This is a genomic window from Ideonella sp., assembly GCF_041914305.1.
In the GTDB taxonomy this organism is placed as follows: domain Bacteria; phylum Pseudomonadota; class Gammaproteobacteria; order Burkholderiales; family Burkholderiaceae_C; genus Ideonella.
The window spans coordinates 192733-209982 of the sequence record NZ_JAYSDQ010000010.1; the positions used below are offsets into that span (position 1 = coordinate 192733).

Consider the following 17250-nt stretch of genomic DNA (forward strand, 5'->3'; position numbering starts at 1 on the left):
AAGCAAATAACGCATTTGGCCGCCCGATCCGGACAGGCGGCCCCATCACGACAGACCGGCCTTCGCCAGCTGCGCTTCGACGGCCTTCAGTGGCCGCCAGAACTGAGGCCCCGCCAAGGGCTGGGCCAACAAGGCGCGGTGGGCCAACTCGGCCTGGCGCCGGGCTTCGGCCACCAGGCCTTGGCTCAGCAGGCTGGCGGCGTGATGGGCCCGCACCATGGCCAGCCATGGGTGCTGGGCGTTGGCCGGTTCGAGTGTGGTGATGAACTGTTCGAAGTACGGGGAGGCTTCAGCGGCGCGGCCGGCGGCGGCGAGCGCCCGACCCACCGTCTCGTTCAGCAGCAGGAACGATTCGCGGTACTGCTCGGCGCGGGGCGTGGCCGCCGCGAGCTGGCGCAGCTTGTCGGCCAGTGCTGCGGCCTCGGTGGTGTGGCCTTGTTCCAGCCACAGCTGCACCTGCAGCAGCTGGGCCCGGTGCTTGGGCGTGCCGAACACGGTCTCGAAGCTGTCCTCGGTGGCCAGTGCCGCCGTCAGGCCGGCCCCGGCCGCCCCCAGGTCGCCGGCAGCCAGATCGACCTGGGCCAGACGCAACAAGCGGTCCGCCACATAAGGGTGCTGCGCCCCGAGCTGGGTCACCGTGGTGTCGCGCAGCTTCAGCAGCAGCGCGCGGCTATCGGCAAAGTGGCCGGTGTCGAGCAGCCAGCGGGCCTGGGTCAGGTCGAGCGTCGGGTCTGATCCGGCGCGTGAGCCCAAGCGCTGCCGTTGAGCGGTGGCTTCATCGATCGCCACTTTCGACTCGGACAGTCGGCCATCGAAAAGCAGCGCACCGGCCCACGCGGCCTCGGTTTGATAGAGCTCGGAAGGGTCCAGCCGATCGGCTTGTGCCTGCATCGCCTGTCGTGCATGGCGCAGATGCACCATGCCTTCGTCCGACAAGCCGACCGTCGTCTGCAGGCGGCCCAGCCACAGCTCGCTGCGTGCGCTGGCGACGTGCTCGGGTCCCAGTGCGGCGCTGGTGGTCTGCCACGAGGCGCGCAGCGCTGCCTCGGCCTGCGCCAGGCGGCGCATGGTCCACAGGTGGCGACCAAAGCGATAGCGCATGTCGGCCAGCCGCACGGAACCGTCGCCCCATTCGGCCTGGCGCAGCTGCAACGCACGCTTGAACGCCTCGTGTGAGGCGTCGGGCTGGTTGCGCAGCATGCGCAACAGCGCCAGCAGCTCATAGCTCTCGGCCAGGTCGTCGCCGGCCTGCGGATGGCGTTGCAAAGCGCCGACCAGCGGCTCGACGCGAGCCAGCGCCGCGTCGACTTTGCGCTCAGCGTAGTCGACGCGGCCGAGGCCCAACGTCACGCCGAGGCAGGCGGCACTGTCGCGCAAGGCTGAGTCGTCGCACAGGGCATGCGCTTCATCCAACGCCGCTCGCGCGGCGACCCAGTCGCTGTTCTCGCGCAGGCTGTCGCCCAGCTCGCGCAGGGCCAGCACTTGCTGGGCACGTGGGGCCTGTCGCTCCTTCAGGCTGGTCACGCGGGCTTGCCGGACGCGAATGGCGGTCTCGAGAATCTCGAGGTCGTGCAGCAGGCCGCCGACGACCCGTTGTAGTTCGCCGCGCACCTCGGGTTGGTCGGACAGGCCGGTGGTGGCGAGTGAGTCGGCGCTGTGCTCCAACAACTGCTGCACGCTCTGCTCACGCTTGGCCAGCCCGCCGGCCTGCTCGATGTCGTTGGCCTTGAACAGCCCGACCAGGAAGCCGGTGATCGCGGTGGCCTTGGCGGCTTGCTGGCGCGCCTCGTTGGCCTGCCACAGCGCCACGCCGAGTGCCGCGCCGAGCGAGAGCACGAAGCCGCCCGCCAGCCCGACCGCGAGCCGGTTGCGCTGCACGAACTTGCGCGCGTGGTACCAGGCACTGTCGGCCTGGGCGGCCACGGGGCGGTTGTCGAGCCAGCGCTGCAGGTCGTCGGCCAGGGCCTGCACCGTGGCGTAGCGTTCGGCCGGGTCTTTCTTCAGCGCCTTCAGCAGCACGGTGTCGAGGTCGCCTTGCAGCAGGCGGCGCGTCGAGGCGTCGGCGGCCTTCTGGCTCGGGCGGGCAGGCACGGTGCTGAGGATGGTGTCTTCGAGCGACGCGGCCGATGCGCGCTTGGGCTGGTAGGGCAACACACCCGTCAACAGCTCGTACAGCACGACGCCGAGCGAGTAGATGTCGGCCGCGGTGCCGATCGGCCGGCCCAGGATCTGCTCGGGCGCGGCGTACTGCGGCGTCATCGCGCGCTGGGCCGGCGCGGTCAGCTCGGCCTGGGCGGGGTCGGCGGCCAGCAGCTTGGCGATGCCGAAGTCGAGCAGCCGCACCTGGCCCTGCGCGGTGACCAGGATGTTGCCGGGCTTCAGGTCGCGGTGCACCACCAGCCGCGCATGGGCATGGGCCACCGCGCTGGTGACCTGCAGGAACAGCGCGATGCGCTGGCGCGTGTCCAGCCCGAGCCGGTGCACATAGGCATCGATGCGTTCGCCCTCGACGTATTCGAGCGCGAGAAAGGGTTGGCCCTCGGTGGTGACGCCGGCGTCGTGGATGCGCGCGATGTGCGGGTGGTCGAGCACCGCGAGGATCTCGCGCTCCTGCGCCATGCGCTCGGCCAGCTGCGGGTGGTGCCACGACGCGATCGGCAGCTTCAGCGCAACCGGGCGGCCCTGCAGCAGCCCGTCGGTGCGCTCGGCCAGCCAGACCCGGCCCATGCCACCTTCGCCGAGCAGGCGGATCGCGCGGTACGGGCCGGCGTCGGGCGGCAGCGGGGGCGGCTGGTTGTCGATCGGCGCCAGCCGCGGCATGCTGCCGAAACGCTGGCTGGTGCGGGTGGTGTTGCCACCGCTCGCGGTGCCGTCGGTCTCGTCGTCGGCGTGCGACAGCAGGTTCTCCAGCCGCGGCCGCAGCGCGGCGTGCTCGGGCGGCAGCGCGGCCAGCCAGCCCGGCCGATCTGCCGCAGGCAGCTCCATCGCCTCATCGAGCAGCCGGCGCAGCAGCGCCCACTCGGCCGGGGCGATGTCGAACAAGGGTGCAGAGCTCACGGCAGGAGCGGTCCGTGAATCCAAGCGTCGCGCCGGTCAGCGCAAGGCTTCGGCCAGGAACAGGCGGGCTTGCTGCCAATCGCGCCGGACGGTGCGATCGGTGATGCCCAGGGCCTGCGCGATCTCGGGCTCGGTCATGCCGGCGAAGTAACGCAGCTCGACCACCTGGGCCATGCGCGGGTCGAGCTTGGCCAGCTCTTCGAGCGCGTCGTGCACACGCAGGATCTCGGCCTCGCCGGCATCGCCGGGCAGGTGCTCGCCCAGCTGGGTGGTCAGCGTCACGTGGGCCACGTCGCCGCCACGGCGCTCGGCCTGGCGCTCGCGCACCAGGTCGATGATGACCGAGCGCATCACGCGGCCGGCGTAGACCATGAAGCGCAGCTTGTCTTCGAAGGCGATCTCGCTGTGCCGGGCCAGGCGCAGGTAGCTCTCGTGCACCAGCGCGGTCGTGTCGAGCACCGTGTTGCGGCCACCGCCGTGCAGCCGCGCGCGCGCGAGCCGGCGCAGCTCGCGGTAGGCGTCGGCGTACAGCGCGTCGAGCTGGCCGTGGGCCGGCAGGCCTGCGGGCAGCCCGGGGTCGGTGGGCTCGGGGAACGACATGCGGCGATTGGAGCCCCCCAGCTTGCGCCGCGCAATCCCCTGCTGCCACGACGTTGTCAGCAGGGGTGACGCAGCATGACACCTGTGCCGAGCGCCGATGCCGCTGCCGGGACAGGACACCAACCACACCCCCTACAGGAGAAGACGATGAGCGAACAAAAGACCCCCGCCCAGGCCCTGAACTGGTTCGAGATCCCGGTGCGCGACCTGGACCGTGCCCAGCGTTTCTACGAAACCCTCTTCGCCCGCCCGCTGCGGCGCGAGGCGATGGGCCCTGACACGACACTGGCGGTATTCCCCTATGCCGAAGGCAGTGGCGTGGGCGGCTGCCTGTATGCCGGCACCAACGCGCCGGCGCCGAGCACCAACGGCACGGTGGTCTACCTGAACGCCGAGCCCTCGCTGAACGTGGTCGTCGCCCGCCTGGGCGAAGCCGGTGGCAAGCTGTTGCTGCCGCGCGTGGACCTGCCGGGCGACATGGGTGCCTTCGTGCACATCGAGGACAGCGAAGGCAACCGCGTCGGCCTTCACGCCGCACATTGAGCGAAACTTTGGCGCGCGTAGCGTCGCCCATTCAAGTGGCGTGCGCGGATCCGGCTTGGCCGGTCCGCTGCGCGAGCCCCCTTGGGGGGCAGCCCCCGGAAGGGGGCGTGGGGGCGAACATTCAGGAGACCGATATGCACTTTGCCTACACGATTGCGTACGTCGCCGACGTCGAAGCTTCGTTGGCGTTTTTCGAGCGGGCCTTCGGCCTGAAGCGGCGCTTCGTGGCGCCGGGTGGCGGGTACGGTGAGCTGGAGACGGGCACCACGGCGCTGGCGTTTGCGCAGCACGACACGGCGCGTGGCAGCCTGGGGCACGACTACGTGGCCGCCGACCGGTCGGACAAGCCGCTGGGGGTCGAGATCGGCCTGGTGGCCACCGATGTGGCCGGGGCCTGCGAGCGGGCGGTGTCCCATGGCGCGACGCTGCTGACCCCGCCGACCGTCAAGCCCTGGGGCCAGACGGTGGCCTACGTGCGTTGCCCCGACGGCGTGCTGGTCGAGATCTGCACCGCGATGAGCTGAGCACGACACACGATGCGCCGAGCCGACCGACTGTTCGAGCTGGTCCAGCTGATCCGTGGCCGGCGCCTGTCGACCGCTGCGTTCCTCGCCGAGCGGCTGGAGGTGTCGCTGCGCACCGTCTACCGCGACGTGGCCGACCTGCAGGCGCAGGGCGTGCCGATCGAGGGCGAGGCGGGGGTCGGCTACCGGCTCGGGGCCGGCTACGACCTGCCGCCGCTGATGTTCTCGACCGACGAAGCCAAGGCCCTGGTCGCGTCGGTGCGGCTGGCCCAGCCGCGGCTCGACGGCGAGCTGGCGCGCGCGGCCGAGGCGGCGCTGTCGAAGATCCTGGCGGTGCTGCCGACGGCGGCCCGCGCGGCGGCCGAGAGCCTGGCGATCTACGCCCCCAGCTACGGCGACACCGACCCGGTGCGCACCCGGCTCGAGCGCCTGCGTGGCGCGATCGAGCTGCGCCGCAAGCTGGCGCTGGTCTACCGCGACGAAGCCGGCCGAGACAGCACGCGCACGATCCGCCCGCTCGGCTGTTTCTACTGGGGCGCGGTGTGGACGCTGGGCGCCTGGTGCGAGCAGCGCAACGACTTTCGCAATTTCCGGGTCGACCGCATCACCGAAGTCACGATGCTCGACGTGCCGTTTCGCGACGAGGCGAGCAAGACGCTGTCCGACCTGCTGCGCTCGGTCGAGCGCGATTGAACGCCGCGCGGCGCGGAGGCGTGGCCGTCAGCTGGTGCGCCGATCGGCGCCGCGCGCTGCGTAGTGCCGGCGCTTGTTTTCGTACATCTGTGCGTCGGCGCGGTGCAAGGTGGCGCCCAGGGGCTCGCCCGCCAGCCGGGTGGCCATGCCGATCGAGAACGACAGGCTCGGCGCCGCTGGCGCCGCCGGGTCCACCAGGTTTTCCTGGACCAGTGCGTCGCGCAAGGCCTGTGCGATGCGCAGGGCATCGTCTTCGCTGCCGCCGGCCAGCAGCAGCGCGAACTCGTCGCCACCGATGCGCGCCGCGGTGCCTGCGGCCGGGGTGAGCGCGCCGATCACGCGGCCGGCGCGGCGCAGCAGCTCGTCTCCGGCGGCATGGCCGAGTTGGTCGTTGGTGGCCTTCAACCCGTCCAGGTCGATCACCAGCAGGGTGGCCGGGGTGGTGGTCAGCCGGTCCAGCCGCGCCAGCTCGGTGTTGAAGAAGCCGCGGTTGCGCAGGCCGGTCAGCGCGTCGTGGCTGCTGACGTAGGCCAGGTCGGCCTCGGCGCGTTTGCGGGCGGTGATGTCGGTCAGCGACATCAGCGCCCGGTCCCAGCGGGCCTCGTGGCCGGGCAGCACCGAGAACTGCAGGTAGACGAACACCGGCCGCCCGTCCAGCCGCTGCGCCATCGCCTCTTGCTGGTGTTGCAGCCGGCCTTCGCCCAGCCCGAGCAGCAGCTCGCCGAAGGCGGTGCCCATGTCGTCGCGCAGCAGGTGGGCCAGGTTGGCCCGCAGGGTGGCCTTGTCGGCGGCGCAGAACATCGACAGCGTGTGCTGGTTCGCGTCCAGCACCTGCACAGCCTGCAGGCAGCGCGCCACGAAGGCCGGCGAGGTCCACGTGTCGCGCAGCGCGGGGCCGTCGTCGCCATGCGCCTGGCGGGCGCCGTCCAGCAGCGCGCGCACCGCGCTGAAGTCCATGCACCACAGCGAGACCGGCGAATGCTCGAACAGGCTGCGGGCGTATTCCTCGGCGCGGTGGCGTTCGGTCACGTCCTCCAGCGCGATCAGCACCCGCTCCCAATCGGTTTCGTGGCCGGGCATCACGCTGGCCTTCAGCAGCAGGTTCAGCCGCTCGCCGCTCAGCGTGTAGTTGACGGTCTGTGTCGACAGGCGCAGGCGGCCATCCCAGAGCTGGCCCAGCTCTTCGACGAAGGCGCCGAACATGTCGTCGCGCAGCACGAGGTGCAGGTTGTCGATCAGGTGCTGCAGGTCGCGTGCGCCGAACAGGTCGAGCGTGCGCCGGTTGACGCGCAGCAGCCGCAGCCGGCGCGCGCATTCGGCCAGCAGGTCGGGCCGCGCGCGCAGGTGGGCGCGCAGGTCGACCACGCCCTGCGCGCGCCAGCGCTCGAACAGCTGCTTCAGCGCGCTGTAGTCCTCGATCCACAAGGACACCGGCGCCAGCTCGAACATGTCGGCATACAGGTCGACCATGGCGCGTGAGGCTCAGCCTTGTTTGGGGGCCACCCGCGGCCGCAGCGGCACGGTTGCGTTGCACAGCCCGATGTGGTGCGGGCTGTGGACGAACCACTCTTCCCGGCGCACCCGCCGCGCCTGCAGCAGCGCCGGCCAGGTGGCGCTGTCGGTGCGCAGCACCTCGAGCGCCGGCCGCTCGGCCTCGGGCACGTCGGCCAGCAGCCGCACCCGCTGGATCGGCGTGCGCTGCTCGCCCGGGCCGTAGAAGCCCATCTCGGCCGTGCCGCGCGGCAACGCGGCCAGGTGCTGCATGCCCTGCAGCACGCGGCCGACGACGGTGATGTTCAGGTCCAGCCCACGCGGCGACTGGCCGATCACGGTGTACAGCTCGGTGCCGTTGCTGCTGTCCTTGGCCATGTCGCGGCCGGCGCCGACCACGCCGTAGCAGTGGGCGAGCCAAGCCTGGCCGGTCTTCGGGTCGGCCGCCACCGGCATGCCGTCGACGAAGCCAGTGACCGGCGCCCAGCCGTCGGCGTCGGGCAGGCGCACCAGCGGCAGGCCCTTCAATGGCACCGAGAACTCGGCCGGCAGGTGGGGCGACGCGCTGCCGAGCGGCTTGGTCTTCTCGGGCACTTCGCCGTTCGGGTCGCCCCACTGGGTCACGTAGTTGTCCTGCACCCGCATGATGGCCAGGCCGTCCCAGTAGCCCTCGTGCGCCAGGGTGCGGATGTTGGCCGCATGGCGCGGCGCGAAACGCGGTGCCAGCTCGATGATCACCTGGCGCGAGTTGTCCGCGGCCAGGTCCATCAGCAGCGTGTTCTGCGGGTCGAGCGGGCGCCAGTCCTTGGCGGGGGAGCGCTCCAGCACCTGGGCCACGGTCAAGCCGGGCGTTGCGGCTGCGGGGGCGGCCATCGTGGCCGGCGCAACCAACGCAGCCATGACGGCCGCGGCGCGAAACAGACAACTCATCGACAAAGCTCCGGGTTGGTGTTCTGGGAAGCCGCGCAGCTTAACCAACCAGGTCGTCGCGCGGCGTGAACTCGCTGAACAGCTGGGCCGCCTCGGCCACCAGCCCCACCGGCAGGTACTCGCAGGCGGCGAAGAACTCGGCCCACAAGGCCTGGACCTGCGGATTGTTGTGCGCGGCGGCCATCGCCTCGGCCGAGCGCCACTCGAAGATCTCGACCAGCGTGCCGTCGGCGGCCTCGCAGGTGGTGAACGGCCGCGCGGTCACCAGGCCCTCGGCGCGCAGCACCGGGCCGTGGCGGCGCACCACGTCGGCCAAGGCCGCGGCCTGCCCGGGGCGGGGGCGGTAGGCCACGATCACCAGGCGGGCGGTCGTCGTCGGTGTCATCGGCTGATCCTCCATGCGGGGGTGTGGCGTGCCCCCAGTCTCTCGCGCTGAGGTAGCCTGTGCGGCCCTGGTAAACCATGGCTTGCGCGATGCTCCGCTTTCCCCACCCTTTGCGACCTGGCGACACGGTCGCCATCACCGCGCCATCGTCGGGCGTGGCGCCGGGCGCGCTGCCGCGGCTGGACCTGGTGCTGGCGCATTGGCGCGCGCGGGGCTTCCACGTGGTCGAAGGCGATTGCCTGCGCCATCAGCACCACGACGCCAGCGCACCTGCGGCGCAGCGCGCGGCCGAGTTGATGCGCTTTCTGACCGACCCTGGCATCGCCGCGGTGCTGCCGCCGTGGGGTGGCGAGCGGGCGATCGAGCTGCTGCCCTTGCTGGACTTCGATGCCTTGCGTGCCCTGCCGCCCAAATGGCTGCTCGGCTTTTCCGACATCAGCACCTTGCAGCTGCCGCTGGCGCTGTGCGCCGGCTGGGCCAGCGCGCATGGCAGCCACCTGATGGACCTGGCGCCGAGCCAGACCGACCCGCTGGTCAACGGCGTGTTCGACGTGCTGGCACACGACGGCCGCGCGCCGATCGGGCAGCGCGCGTCCAGCCGCCACCAGGTGCAGTGGATCCCGTTCGAGACCGACGCCCATGCAGCGCTGAACCAGACCGAGCCGACACGCTGGCGCCGGCTCGATGGCCGCGACGAACCGCTCACCGTGCAAGGCCGGCTGATCGGCGGCTGCCTCGACACGGTGAGCCGCCTGGCCGGCACACGCTTTGGCGACGTGCCCGGCTTCGTGCGCCGCTGCGGCAGCGAGGGCGTGTTGCTCTACCTCGAGAACTGCGAGCAGAGCCCGTGCGAGATGCTGCGCACGTTCAACAGCCTGCGCCTGCATGGCTGGTTCGACCACCTGGCCGGCGTGCTGCTCGGCCGCTCGGCGGCGCCCGAGGTCACCGACCCGCACCGCCTCGGCCATGCCCAGGCCACCGCGGACGCGCTCGGCGACCTGCCGTGCCCGGTGCTGGTCGACCTGGACATCGGCCACCGCCAGCCACAGCTGACGCTGGTCAACGGCGCGCTTGCCACCTGCCGTTTTGAAGATGGCAGCGGCTGGCTGAGCCAGACCTGGAACCACTGACCCCGACACCCCATGACCCCATTTGCCGACCTGTCGATCACCACACCGCGCCTGACGCTGCGCCTCTTGACCGAGGCCGATGCCGCCGACCTGTTCACAATCTTCGGCGACCCGCGCGTGATGCGCTACTGGTCGTCCACCGCCTGGACCGACCCGTCGCAGGCCCTGCAGATGGTCGCGTCGGACCGCGAGGCCGCGGCCGGCCGGCGCGACCTGCGGCTCGGCCTGGTGCGGCGCGATCTCGGCCGGGTGGTCGGCACCGCCAGCTTGTTCAAGATCGACGCCAACAACCGCCGCGCCGAGATCGGCTACGCATTGGCCCACGACCAGCAAGGCAGCGGCCTGATGCACGAGGCGCTGTCGGCGCTGGTCGGCTCGGCCTTCGACCACCGGCCGGGCGCTGCGTTCGACGACCTGCTGTTGCACCGCATCGAGGCCGACATCGACCCGCGCAACGCCGCCTCGGCCGCCAGCCTGGAGCGGCTGGGCTTCCGGCTCGAAGGCACGCTGCGCGAGCGCTGGTGGGTGGCGGGCGAGGTGTCCGACTCGGGCCTGTACGGCCTGCTGCGGCCGGACTGGCTGCGCCGCGTCAGCCCTGCGGCTTGACGCCGAACAGCCAGGCCGCGGCGCTGAAGCTGACGAAGGCCAGCGCGGTCGACGCCATGATGATGCGCGCCACGCGGCCGTTGTCGGCGCCATAACGCTCGGCCAGCAGTGACACGTTGCTGGCGCTGGGCAGGGCGGCGGTCAGCGTCAGCGCCATCAGCTCGAAGCTGCCCAGCGGCACGCCGACCTTGCGCGCCCCGGCGCCCAGCAGCAGCACCAGCAGCGGGTGCAGCAGCAGCTTGATCGCGGCCACCGGGGCCACCTGGCGCAGCGGCGTGGCCACCGGCGGCGGGGAGCCGTCGTCCACATCGGTGCTGCGGTGCGCCGGGTCGCGCGAGCGCCACAGCACCGCGCCGATCGTGAACAGCGCGACCGGGCTCGCCGCATCGGCCAGCATCTTGACGATGGTCTGCACAGGCGCCGGAAACTGCAGCTGCGTGACCCCGGCCGCCGCGCCCAGCACGATGGCCCACGGCAGCGGGTTGGACAAGGCGCCCCGCAGCGCGCGCACGCCGGCCGCGCGGCCGCCGCCGGCGCCACCAGCTTGCGCCAGCCCCAGGCACAACGAGCTGGTGACCAGCATGTCGGCCAGCACGGTGCAGATCACCGGCCCGGCGGCGGCCTGACCGAGCAGCGCCACCAGCAGCGGCACACCCATGAAGCCCGAGTTGGGGAAGGCCGCCACCAGCGCGCCGAACGCGGCGTCTTTCATGCCGAGCTGCGTGCTCAGCGTGATCGCGATCGTGAAGAACACGATGACCAGCGCGGCCAGCACATAGACCCCGAGCACCGCCGGGTTCAGCAACTGCAGCAGCGGCGTGCTCTGGCCAAAGCGGAACAGCAGGCAGGGCAGCGCGAAGAACAACACGAACGCGTTCAAGCCCGGGATCGCACTGGCCGGCAACACGTGGCGCTGCGCGGCGAGGTAGCCGCACAGCACCAGCGCGAAGAACGGCAGCGTGACGGCGAAGATGGCGCTCATCGCATGGATTGCCGAGCGCGCGAAGCGCCGCTCGTCATCAAGTGGCGTGCGCGGATCCGGCTTTGCTGGTCCGCTGCGCGAGCCCCCTCGGGGGGCAGCCCCCGGAAGGGGGCGTGGGGGCTCATGTCTGTGCGCCGGGGCGGCCGGCTTCGACGACGAAGCGGGCGGCGAGGTTGACCGGGCTGCTCGCATCCTTTGCATCGGTGACCACCATCAATCGCGCCTCGACCTGCTTCGCGTCGAGGCTGAAGCTGATGTAGCCGCGCTGGTCGGCCCGGCCCCATCGGACATGCGGGTTCAGCGCGCGCGCGGCGTCGATCCTGGCCTGGTCCAGGCCGAGGCTGGTGATCGAGCTGCCGCAGAACTCGGTCGCCAGCGTGGCCGAGCGCGGGTCGGCGAAATCGGCCTTCAGGTCGGCCACGTAGTGCGCATGCACGTCGCCGCCCAGCACCACGGCGCCGCCGAGCTTGCGCTGTGCGATGCCGTCGAGCAGGCGCTGGCGCGCCGGCGCGTAGCCGTCCCAGCCGTCGGTCCAGTACAGGCCGCCGTCGGCGCCGGCCGGGTCGCTCCACGCAAAGCGCGCCATCAGCGTCTGCTGGGCCAGCAGGTTCCATGGCCGGTCGGTGGCCCAGGCCTGGGCCAGCCACTGCTCCTGGGCCGGGCCCAGCAGCGTGCGGCGCGGGTCGCGCAAGGCCGGGCAGTCTTTCAGCGACACCGTGCCCGAGCCGCCGCGGCCGGGCTTCTGGCAGGCCTGCGGGTCGCGGTACTGGCGGTCGTCGAGCGCCAGGATGCGCGCCAATCGGCCCCAGTCGTGGGCGCCGTAGATGCGCATCTCGGCACCGCCGGCGGGCCGCAGCACCTTCGGGAACGGCAGGTGCTCCCAGTAGGCCTGGTAGGCGGCGGCGCGCTGGGCCGGGAAGTCCGCCTGCAGCTGGTTGCCCTGCAGGCCGGCGTAGTCGTTCTCGACCTCGTGGTCGTCCCACACCAGCAGCCACGGGCAAGCGGCGTGGGCGGCCTGCAGCAGCGGGTCGCGTTGGTAGGTGGCGTAGCGGGCGCGGTACTGGTCAAGCGTGCGGGTGTAGCCGGCCTCGTGCTGGCGCACGGCGGTCGGCAGTGACGGGTACTCGTAGATGTAGTCGCCAAGAAACAGCACCAGGTCCAGCGGCTCGCTCGCCAGCTGGCGCCAGGCGGCGTAGCGGCCCGCGTCGTAGCGCTGGCAGCTGGCGATCGCGAAGGCCAGCGGCGCGGCCTCGTCGGGCGCCGGCGCGGTGCGGGTGCGGCCGGCCGGGCTGCGGGCGCCCAAGGCCTCGAAGCGGTACCAGTACCAGCGCCCGGGCGCCAGCCCGCCCGGCTCGGCGTGCACGCTGTGGCCCCAGGCCGCGTCGGCGGTCTCGGTGCCGCGCGCGACGATGTCGCGAAAGCCTTCGTCGCGCGCCAGTTCCCAGCGCACCTCGGCGCGCTCGGGCAGGTTGGCGCCGGTCAGCATCGTCCACAGCACCATGCCGCCGGGCTGCGGAAAGCCGCTGGCCACACCGAGCTCGAAGCGCGGCACATCGGCCGCCAGCGCCCGGCGAACGAAGGCCGGCGCCGCGCCGGCAGCCAGCGTGGCCGCGAGCAGTGCGCGCCGTTGCCTGTCAAGCAGGGTCGGGTGCATCGGCGGGGCCCAGCTGCGGCGCGGGGGCTGTTGACGACGAGGGCGGCAGGCTGCCGAGCAGGGCCTGGACGTCGGCCGGGCGGCCCAGGCGCGTGACCCGTACCGTGGCCAGCGCCGGCTCGTCGGCCAGGGCCTGGTAGCGCGCATGGCGGGCAGCCCAGGTGCGCCAGGTGTAGCGAACGACGCCGTCGCGGTGCAGCAGCCGCAGCCACTGCTCGCGGTTGCCGTTGCAGCAGTTCTCGCCGGTGGCCGCGCGGCGCGCGGTGCGCCACAGTGCCCGGCGTGTCAGCAGGCCGAGCGGGAAGTCCAGCACGATCAGCCACTGCAGCCGCGGCCACAGCACCGGTTCGCTGCTGGCGAAGTAGTTGCCGCTGACGACCCAGGCGGGCGAGGCGGCCAGTGGCTCGAGCCGGCGGCGCAGGCTGCTGTGGCCGGCCTCGATCCAGCCGGGCGACCACCACAGGTCGTCCAGGTCGGTGAACGGCAGGCCCAGGCGCGCGCCCAGCGTGCGGCCGAGCGTCGTCTTGCCGGCGCAGGACGCGCCGATGATCTGGATGCGCTGGGGTGGTGGTGGCGGGGGCGTCGTCGACAAGGGGGCGGGCGCTGCGCGCAGCGAAAGACCGGCGCGCGAGCTTACCCCGCCGTGCCCGCCGGCGTCAGCGCACCAGCGCCGCCTCGAGCTCGGCGAAGCTGCGCGACAGCGGCCCCGAGGCGAGCTCGACGCCCAGCACCAGCTCAAGCCGGCGGGCCGAGAACAAGCCGCGGATCTGGGTGCCGGCGGCGCTGCGCTCGACCACCAGCAGGTAGCGCAGGCCGTGCTCGCGCATCGTCGCGGCCACGTTGCCGAGCCGGCAGTGCTCGACCTGCCAGGCGTCGACCACTTGCCATTCGGCGCGCGGGGCCATCAGCTGGTCGAGCGACAGTTCTTCGACGCAGACATGGTCGGCCATCGCGCGCAGCATCGGCCGCTCGCCCTGCAGGTCGTCGGCGGTCACCAGGCCGATCAGCTCGCCGGTGATGCCGGTGACGAAGGCCATGCGCACGCCGGCGCGGTGCATCACGTGCAGCGTCGGCGCGATGCCGTCGCGGTGGTCGACCTTGACGCACGGCGCCAGGCGCAGGTCGGTCATTTGGCTGATCGCCGAGTCGGTCAGGGTGGCCGTCTGGCTGGCCTGCGGCAGATGGGGCTGGCCGGACACCTGGACCAGCGGGAGAAGTTGGAACTCGGCAAGCGAGGGCATGGCGGCGCCTTTCGTCGGCGGGCGAACCCCGCCACAGACATGGCTGGCCTAACAAGCCCGGATGCCGCAGCGGCTGCGGCAAGCGGGAAGGCGGCGGGGTCAGCCTGGCCGTCGCCCTGATGCCGCCAGCTTCGTCGACCGGGCATCAGGGACGCATAAGCATGACCCCCGCAGAAACGACAAAGCCCGGGCGGACCCGGGCTTTCGATCGAGGCAGCGCCGAAGCGCGCAGGCTCAGGCCACGCGGCGCAGCTTGGCGCGAGCGGGTGTGCCACCCAGCACGCCGCCGAACAGGTCTTTCGGGTCGTCCAGGCGCGGCACCAGGTCGATCTGGCGCGACGCCTCTTTCTGCTCGCCCAGCAGCAGGTGCAGGAAACGCAGGGCCGAAAAGTCTTCGAGCGCGAAGCCGACCGAGTCGAAGATCGTGACCTGGTCGCCGCTCTGGCGGGCGCTGTGGCCCGAGGCGACGATGTCGGCGAACTCGGTCACCGGGAAATCGGCCGGCAGCTGCTGGATCTCGCCTTCGACCCGCGACTGCGGCTCGTACTCGACGATCACGCGAGCGTCGGCACGCAGCAGGATGTCGCGGTGCAGCTCGGTCTTGCCGGGGCAGTCGCCGCCGACGCCGTTGATGTGCACGCCCGGGCGGATCATCGACGGCTCGAGGATCACCGCGTTACGCTTGTCGGCGGTGACGGTGGTGATGATGTCGGCGCCTTCGGTGGCTTCGGCGGTCGACTCGCAACGCACGATCGTCAGGTCGGACAGCTCGGGCTGCGCACGCAGGTTGCGCTCCAGCTTGGCGCTGGCCTGGCCGTCGACGTCGAACAGGCGCAGCTCGCGGATGCCGAGCATGCGGTGGAAGGCGATCGCCTGGAAGTCGCTTTGCGCGCCGTTGCCGATCAGCGCCATCACGCGACTGTCGGGGCGGGCCATCCACTTGGCGGCCAGCGCCGACATCGCGGCGGTGCGCAGCGCGGTGGTGACCGTCAGTTCGGACAGCAGCACCGGGTAGCCGGTCTGCACATCGGCCAGCACGCCGAAGGCGGTGACGGTGAGCAGGCCTTCCGAGGTGTTCTTCGGGTGGCCGTTGACGTATTTGAAGGAGTACAGCGCGCCGTCGCTGGTGGGCATCAGCTCGATCACGCCGACGTCGGAGTGGCTGGCCAGGCGGGCGGATTTCTCGAAGGTCGCCCAGCGCCGGTAATCGGCCTCGATTTCGCCGGCCAGGCGTTCGATGAAGGCGCCGGCCCCGATATGCTGGACCAGGCGTTGGATGTCGGCGATGCCGATGTAGTCGACCATGGGACTCTCGTCTTGCGGTTAGGTGGGCCGGGGTGTCTCGAATGGGCAATTCACCGATGTCAGTGAGTACCAACAGCGCTGCACGCGGCCCCCGTGCAATGCCTTGCCTGAATTTTCGGCAGGAGTGCAGCCAACAAGAAGACAGCAAACTGCGCAATCTGTAAGGCCAATTGCGCAAAACGCTAGAATTGGCTGGCGTTTTGATCAAATCTCCATGGACGACGTCGACCAACAGTTGCTCAGCCTTTTGCGTGCCGACGCCCGCGCTTCGGTCGCCTCGCTGGCCAAGACCCTGCGGGTGGCGCGCGGCACGGTGCAAAACCGCATCGCCCGGCTTGAGGCCAATGGCACCATCGTGGGCTACACGGTGCGGCTGAAACCGCAGACCGAAGCCAACCGCATCGCCGCGCTGATGACGATCGCGGTCGAGGGCAACGCGGCCGACGCGGTGATCCGCGCGCTGCGCGGCGACCCGGCGGTGCAGACGCTGCACACCACCAACGGCCGCTGGGACATCGTGGCCGAACTGCGCGCCGACAGCCTCGAAGCCTTCGACCGCGTGCTCAGCCGCATCCGCTTGATCGAGGGCATCGCCCATACCGAAACCAGTCTCCTCCTATCAACCCACAAGCTATGACCCACGCCTCGACGCTGCCGCACTTCCTCCAAGGGATTTGCGCGGATCCGGCTCTGCCGGTCCGCTGCAAAAGTCCCCTCGGGGGGCCTTGCCCGGACACAAACGGTCCTGGGGACCGTTTGTGCCTGGCAAGGGGCCGGGCCTCTTGCCCGGGGCGGCCTGCAGGGCAGCGACCGGAAGGGAGCGTGGGGGCTCCATGACCGCTCCCGCTTCCATGAACCCGGCCCAGATGGAGGCCGTCCACTACCTGCGAGGGCCTTGCCTGGTGCTGGCCGGTGCCGGCTCCGGCAAGACGCGGGTCATCACGCACAAGATCGCCCGCCTGCTGCAGACCGGCATGGCGCCGAAGCAGATCGCCGCGATCACCTTCACGAACAAGGCCGCGCTTGAGATGCGCGAGCGGGCCAAGGCGCTGGTCGGGGCCAAGGCGGCCAAGGACCTGGCGATCAGCACCTTCCACAGCCTGGGCGTGCGCATGCTGCGCGAGGACGGCGAGCAACTCGGGCTGAAGCCGAACTTCTCCATCCTCGATGCCGACGATGTGCTGGGCGTGATCCGCGACGCCGGGGCCTGCACCGACAACGCGATGGCGCGGCGCTGGCAGTGGACGATCAGCCTGTGGAAGAACCAGGGCCTGAACAGCGCCGGTGCGGCCGCCGCGGCACAGGACGACGACGAGCGTGTCGCGGCCAAGGTGATGGCGCTGTACGAAGAGCGGCTGGCGGCCTACCAGGCGGTCGATTTCGACGACCTGATCAGCCTGCCGCTGAAGCTGGTCACCACCTGCCCCGAGGCGAAGACCAAGTGGCTGAACCAGTTCGGCCATGTGCTGGTCGACGAGTACCAGGACACCAACGCGGTGCAGTACGACCTGCTCAAGGGCCTGGTCAACCACCCCGACGAGTTCAAGCGCGGCATGTTCACCGCGGTCGGCGACGATGACCAGAGCATCTATGGCTGGCGCGGCGCAACGATCGAGAACCTGAAGAAGCTGCCCGAGGAGTTTCCGACACTGAAGGTGATCCCGCTGGAGCAGAACTACCGCTCGACCAGCGCGATCCTGCGCGCGGCCAACGAGGTGATCGCCGGCAACCCGAAGATCTTTCCGAAGAAGCTGTGGAGCGAGCACGGCGAGGGCGAGCCGGTGCGGGTGGCCGAGTGCGACGGCGAGGAGCACGAAGCCGAGCGCGCCGTGGCGCGCATCCAGGCGCTGCGCGGCAACGATGCCCGGATCAAGTTCGCCGACTTCGCGATCCTGTACCGCGCCAACCACCTGGCCCGCGCGTTCGAGCAGAAGCTGCGCGCGGCGCAGATCCCGTACAAGGTGTCGGGTGGCCAGAGCTTCTTCGACAAGGCCGAGATCAAGGACCTGTGCGCCTGGCTGCGGCTGCTGGTCAACCAGGACGACGACCCGGCGTTCCTGCGCGCGGTGACCACGCCCAAGCGCGGCATCGGCCACACCACGATCGGCA

The 17250-nt window shown here is 71.1% G+C and carries 17 protein-coding genes; 7 read left to right on the forward strand and 10 right to left on the reverse strand.

Annotated elements, in window-relative coordinates:
- Positions 1-45: 45 nt before the first annotated feature.
- Positions 46-3057: a protein kinase gene (locus tag ACE3SG_RS15280; protein ID WP_374566319.1), complete on the reverse strand. Its 3012-nt coding sequence runs from the start codon at positions 3055-3057 to the stop codon at positions 46-48.
- A 36-nt stretch (positions 3058-3093) separates the two neighbouring features.
- A complete protein-coding gene (locus tag ACE3SG_RS15285) occupies positions 3094-3657 on the reverse strand; it encodes an ECF-type sigma factor (protein ID WP_374566321.1) in 564 nt (187 codons plus the stop codon).
- A gap of 147 nt (positions 3658-3804) precedes the next feature.
- Between ACE3SG_RS15285 and ACE3SG_RS15290 the strand changes: the two genes are divergently transcribed.
- The 3 genes from ACE3SG_RS15290 (at position 3805) to ACE3SG_RS15300 (ending at position 5417) form a co-directional block, all read left to right on the forward strand.
- The gene (locus ACE3SG_RS15290; RefSeq protein ID WP_374566323.1) at positions 3805-4200 is read left to right on the forward strand and encodes a VOC family protein; all 396 of its coding nucleotides are present in this window, start codon (positions 3805-3807) and stop codon (positions 4198-4200) included.
- Positions 4201-4334: 134 nt separating this feature from the next.
- Entirely contained in the window at positions 4335-4724 is a 390-nt protein-coding gene (locus ACE3SG_RS15295; protein ID WP_374566325.1) for a VOC family protein, read from the forward strand.
- Positions 4725-4736: 12 nt separating this feature from the next.
- Positions 4737-5417, forward strand: coding sequence for a helix-turn-helix transcriptional regulator (locus ACE3SG_RS15300; protein WP_374566326.1), 681 nt, complete (start codon positions 4737-4739; stop codon positions 5415-5417).
- Positions 5418-5444: 27 nt separating this feature from the next.
- Here ACE3SG_RS15300 and ACE3SG_RS15305 read toward each other — a convergent pair whose 3' ends face one another.
- The 3 genes from ACE3SG_RS15305 to ACE3SG_RS15315 are packed head-to-tail and all read right to left on the reverse strand — an operon-like array spanning position 5445 to position 8223.
- Complete coding sequence (locus ACE3SG_RS15305; RefSeq protein ID WP_374566327.1) at positions 5445-6887, reverse strand: diguanylate cyclase domain-containing protein; 1443 nt, start codon at positions 6885-6887, stop codon at positions 5445-5447.
- A 12-nt stretch (positions 6888-6899) separates the two neighbouring features.
- Positions 6900-7838 carry a peptidylprolyl isomerase gene (locus ACE3SG_RS15310; protein WP_374566329.1) on the reverse strand — a complete coding sequence of 313 codons (939 nt, stop codon included), beginning with the start codon at positions 7836-7838 and terminating at the stop codon, positions 6900-6902.
- A gap of 40 nt (positions 7839-7878) precedes the next feature.
- Positions 7879-8223, reverse strand: a complete 345-nt coding sequence (locus ACE3SG_RS15315) for an antibiotic biosynthesis monooxygenase (protein WP_374566330.1) — start codon at positions 8221-8223, stop codon at positions 7879-7881.
- Between the two features lie 89 nt (positions 8224-8312).
- Here ACE3SG_RS15315 and ACE3SG_RS15320 point away from each other — a divergent pair, with 89 nt between their 5' ends.
- Complete coding sequence (locus tag ACE3SG_RS15320) at positions 8313-9353, forward strand: S66 peptidase family protein (protein WP_374566332.1); 1041 nt, start codon at positions 8313-8315, stop codon at positions 9351-9353.
- Positions 9354-9365: 12 nt separating this feature from the next.
- Entirely contained in the window at positions 9366-9959 is a 594-nt protein-coding gene (locus tag ACE3SG_RS15325; RefSeq protein ID WP_374566334.1) for a GNAT family N-acetyltransferase, read from the forward strand.
- Here ACE3SG_RS15325 and ACE3SG_RS15330 read toward each other — a convergent pair.
- The 5 genes from ACE3SG_RS15330 to ACE3SG_RS15350 form a co-directional block, all read right to left on the reverse strand.
- On the reverse strand, positions 9943-10941 hold the full coding sequence (locus ACE3SG_RS15330; protein ID WP_374566335.1) for an AEC family transporter: 999 nt from the start codon (positions 10939-10941) through the stop codon (positions 9943-9945). The two genes, ACE3SG_RS15325 and ACE3SG_RS15330, sit on opposite strands and share 17 nt — an antisense overlap.
- A gap of 121 nt (positions 10942-11062) precedes the next feature.
- Positions 11063-12595, reverse strand: a complete 1533-nt coding sequence (locus ACE3SG_RS15335; protein WP_374566337.1) for an alkaline phosphatase — start codon at positions 12593-12595, stop codon at positions 11063-11065.
- Entirely contained in the window at positions 12576-13187 is a 612-nt protein-coding gene (locus ACE3SG_RS15340) for a hypothetical protein (protein WP_374566338.1), read from the reverse strand. The genes ACE3SG_RS15335 and ACE3SG_RS15340 overlap by 20 nt, the downstream gene beginning before the upstream one ends.
- A gap of 64 nt (positions 13188-13251) precedes the next feature.
- Positions 13252-13836 carry a hypothetical protein gene (locus tag ACE3SG_RS15345; RefSeq protein WP_374566340.1) on the reverse strand — a complete coding sequence of 195 codons (585 nt, stop codon included), beginning with the start codon at positions 13834-13836 and terminating at the stop codon, positions 13252-13254.
- 234 nt (positions 13837-14070) lie between these two features.
- Positions 14071-15141, reverse strand: coding sequence for an ornithine cyclodeaminase (locus ACE3SG_RS15350; protein WP_374566341.1), 1071 nt, complete (start codon positions 15139-15141; stop codon positions 14071-14073).
- Between the two features lie 214 nt (positions 15142-15355).
- Between ACE3SG_RS15350 and ACE3SG_RS15355 the strand changes: the two genes are divergently transcribed.
- Positions 15356-15778 (forward strand): Lrp/AsnC family transcriptional regulator, encoded by a 423-nt coding sequence (locus ACE3SG_RS15355; protein ID WP_329723934.1) that lies wholly within the window; start codon positions 15356-15358, stop codon positions 15776-15778.
- Positions 15779-15992: 214 nt separating this feature from the next.
- A partial coding sequence (locus ACE3SG_RS15360; protein WP_374566343.1) for an ATP-dependent helicase occupies positions 15993-17250 on the forward strand: 1258 nt, incomplete at its 3' end.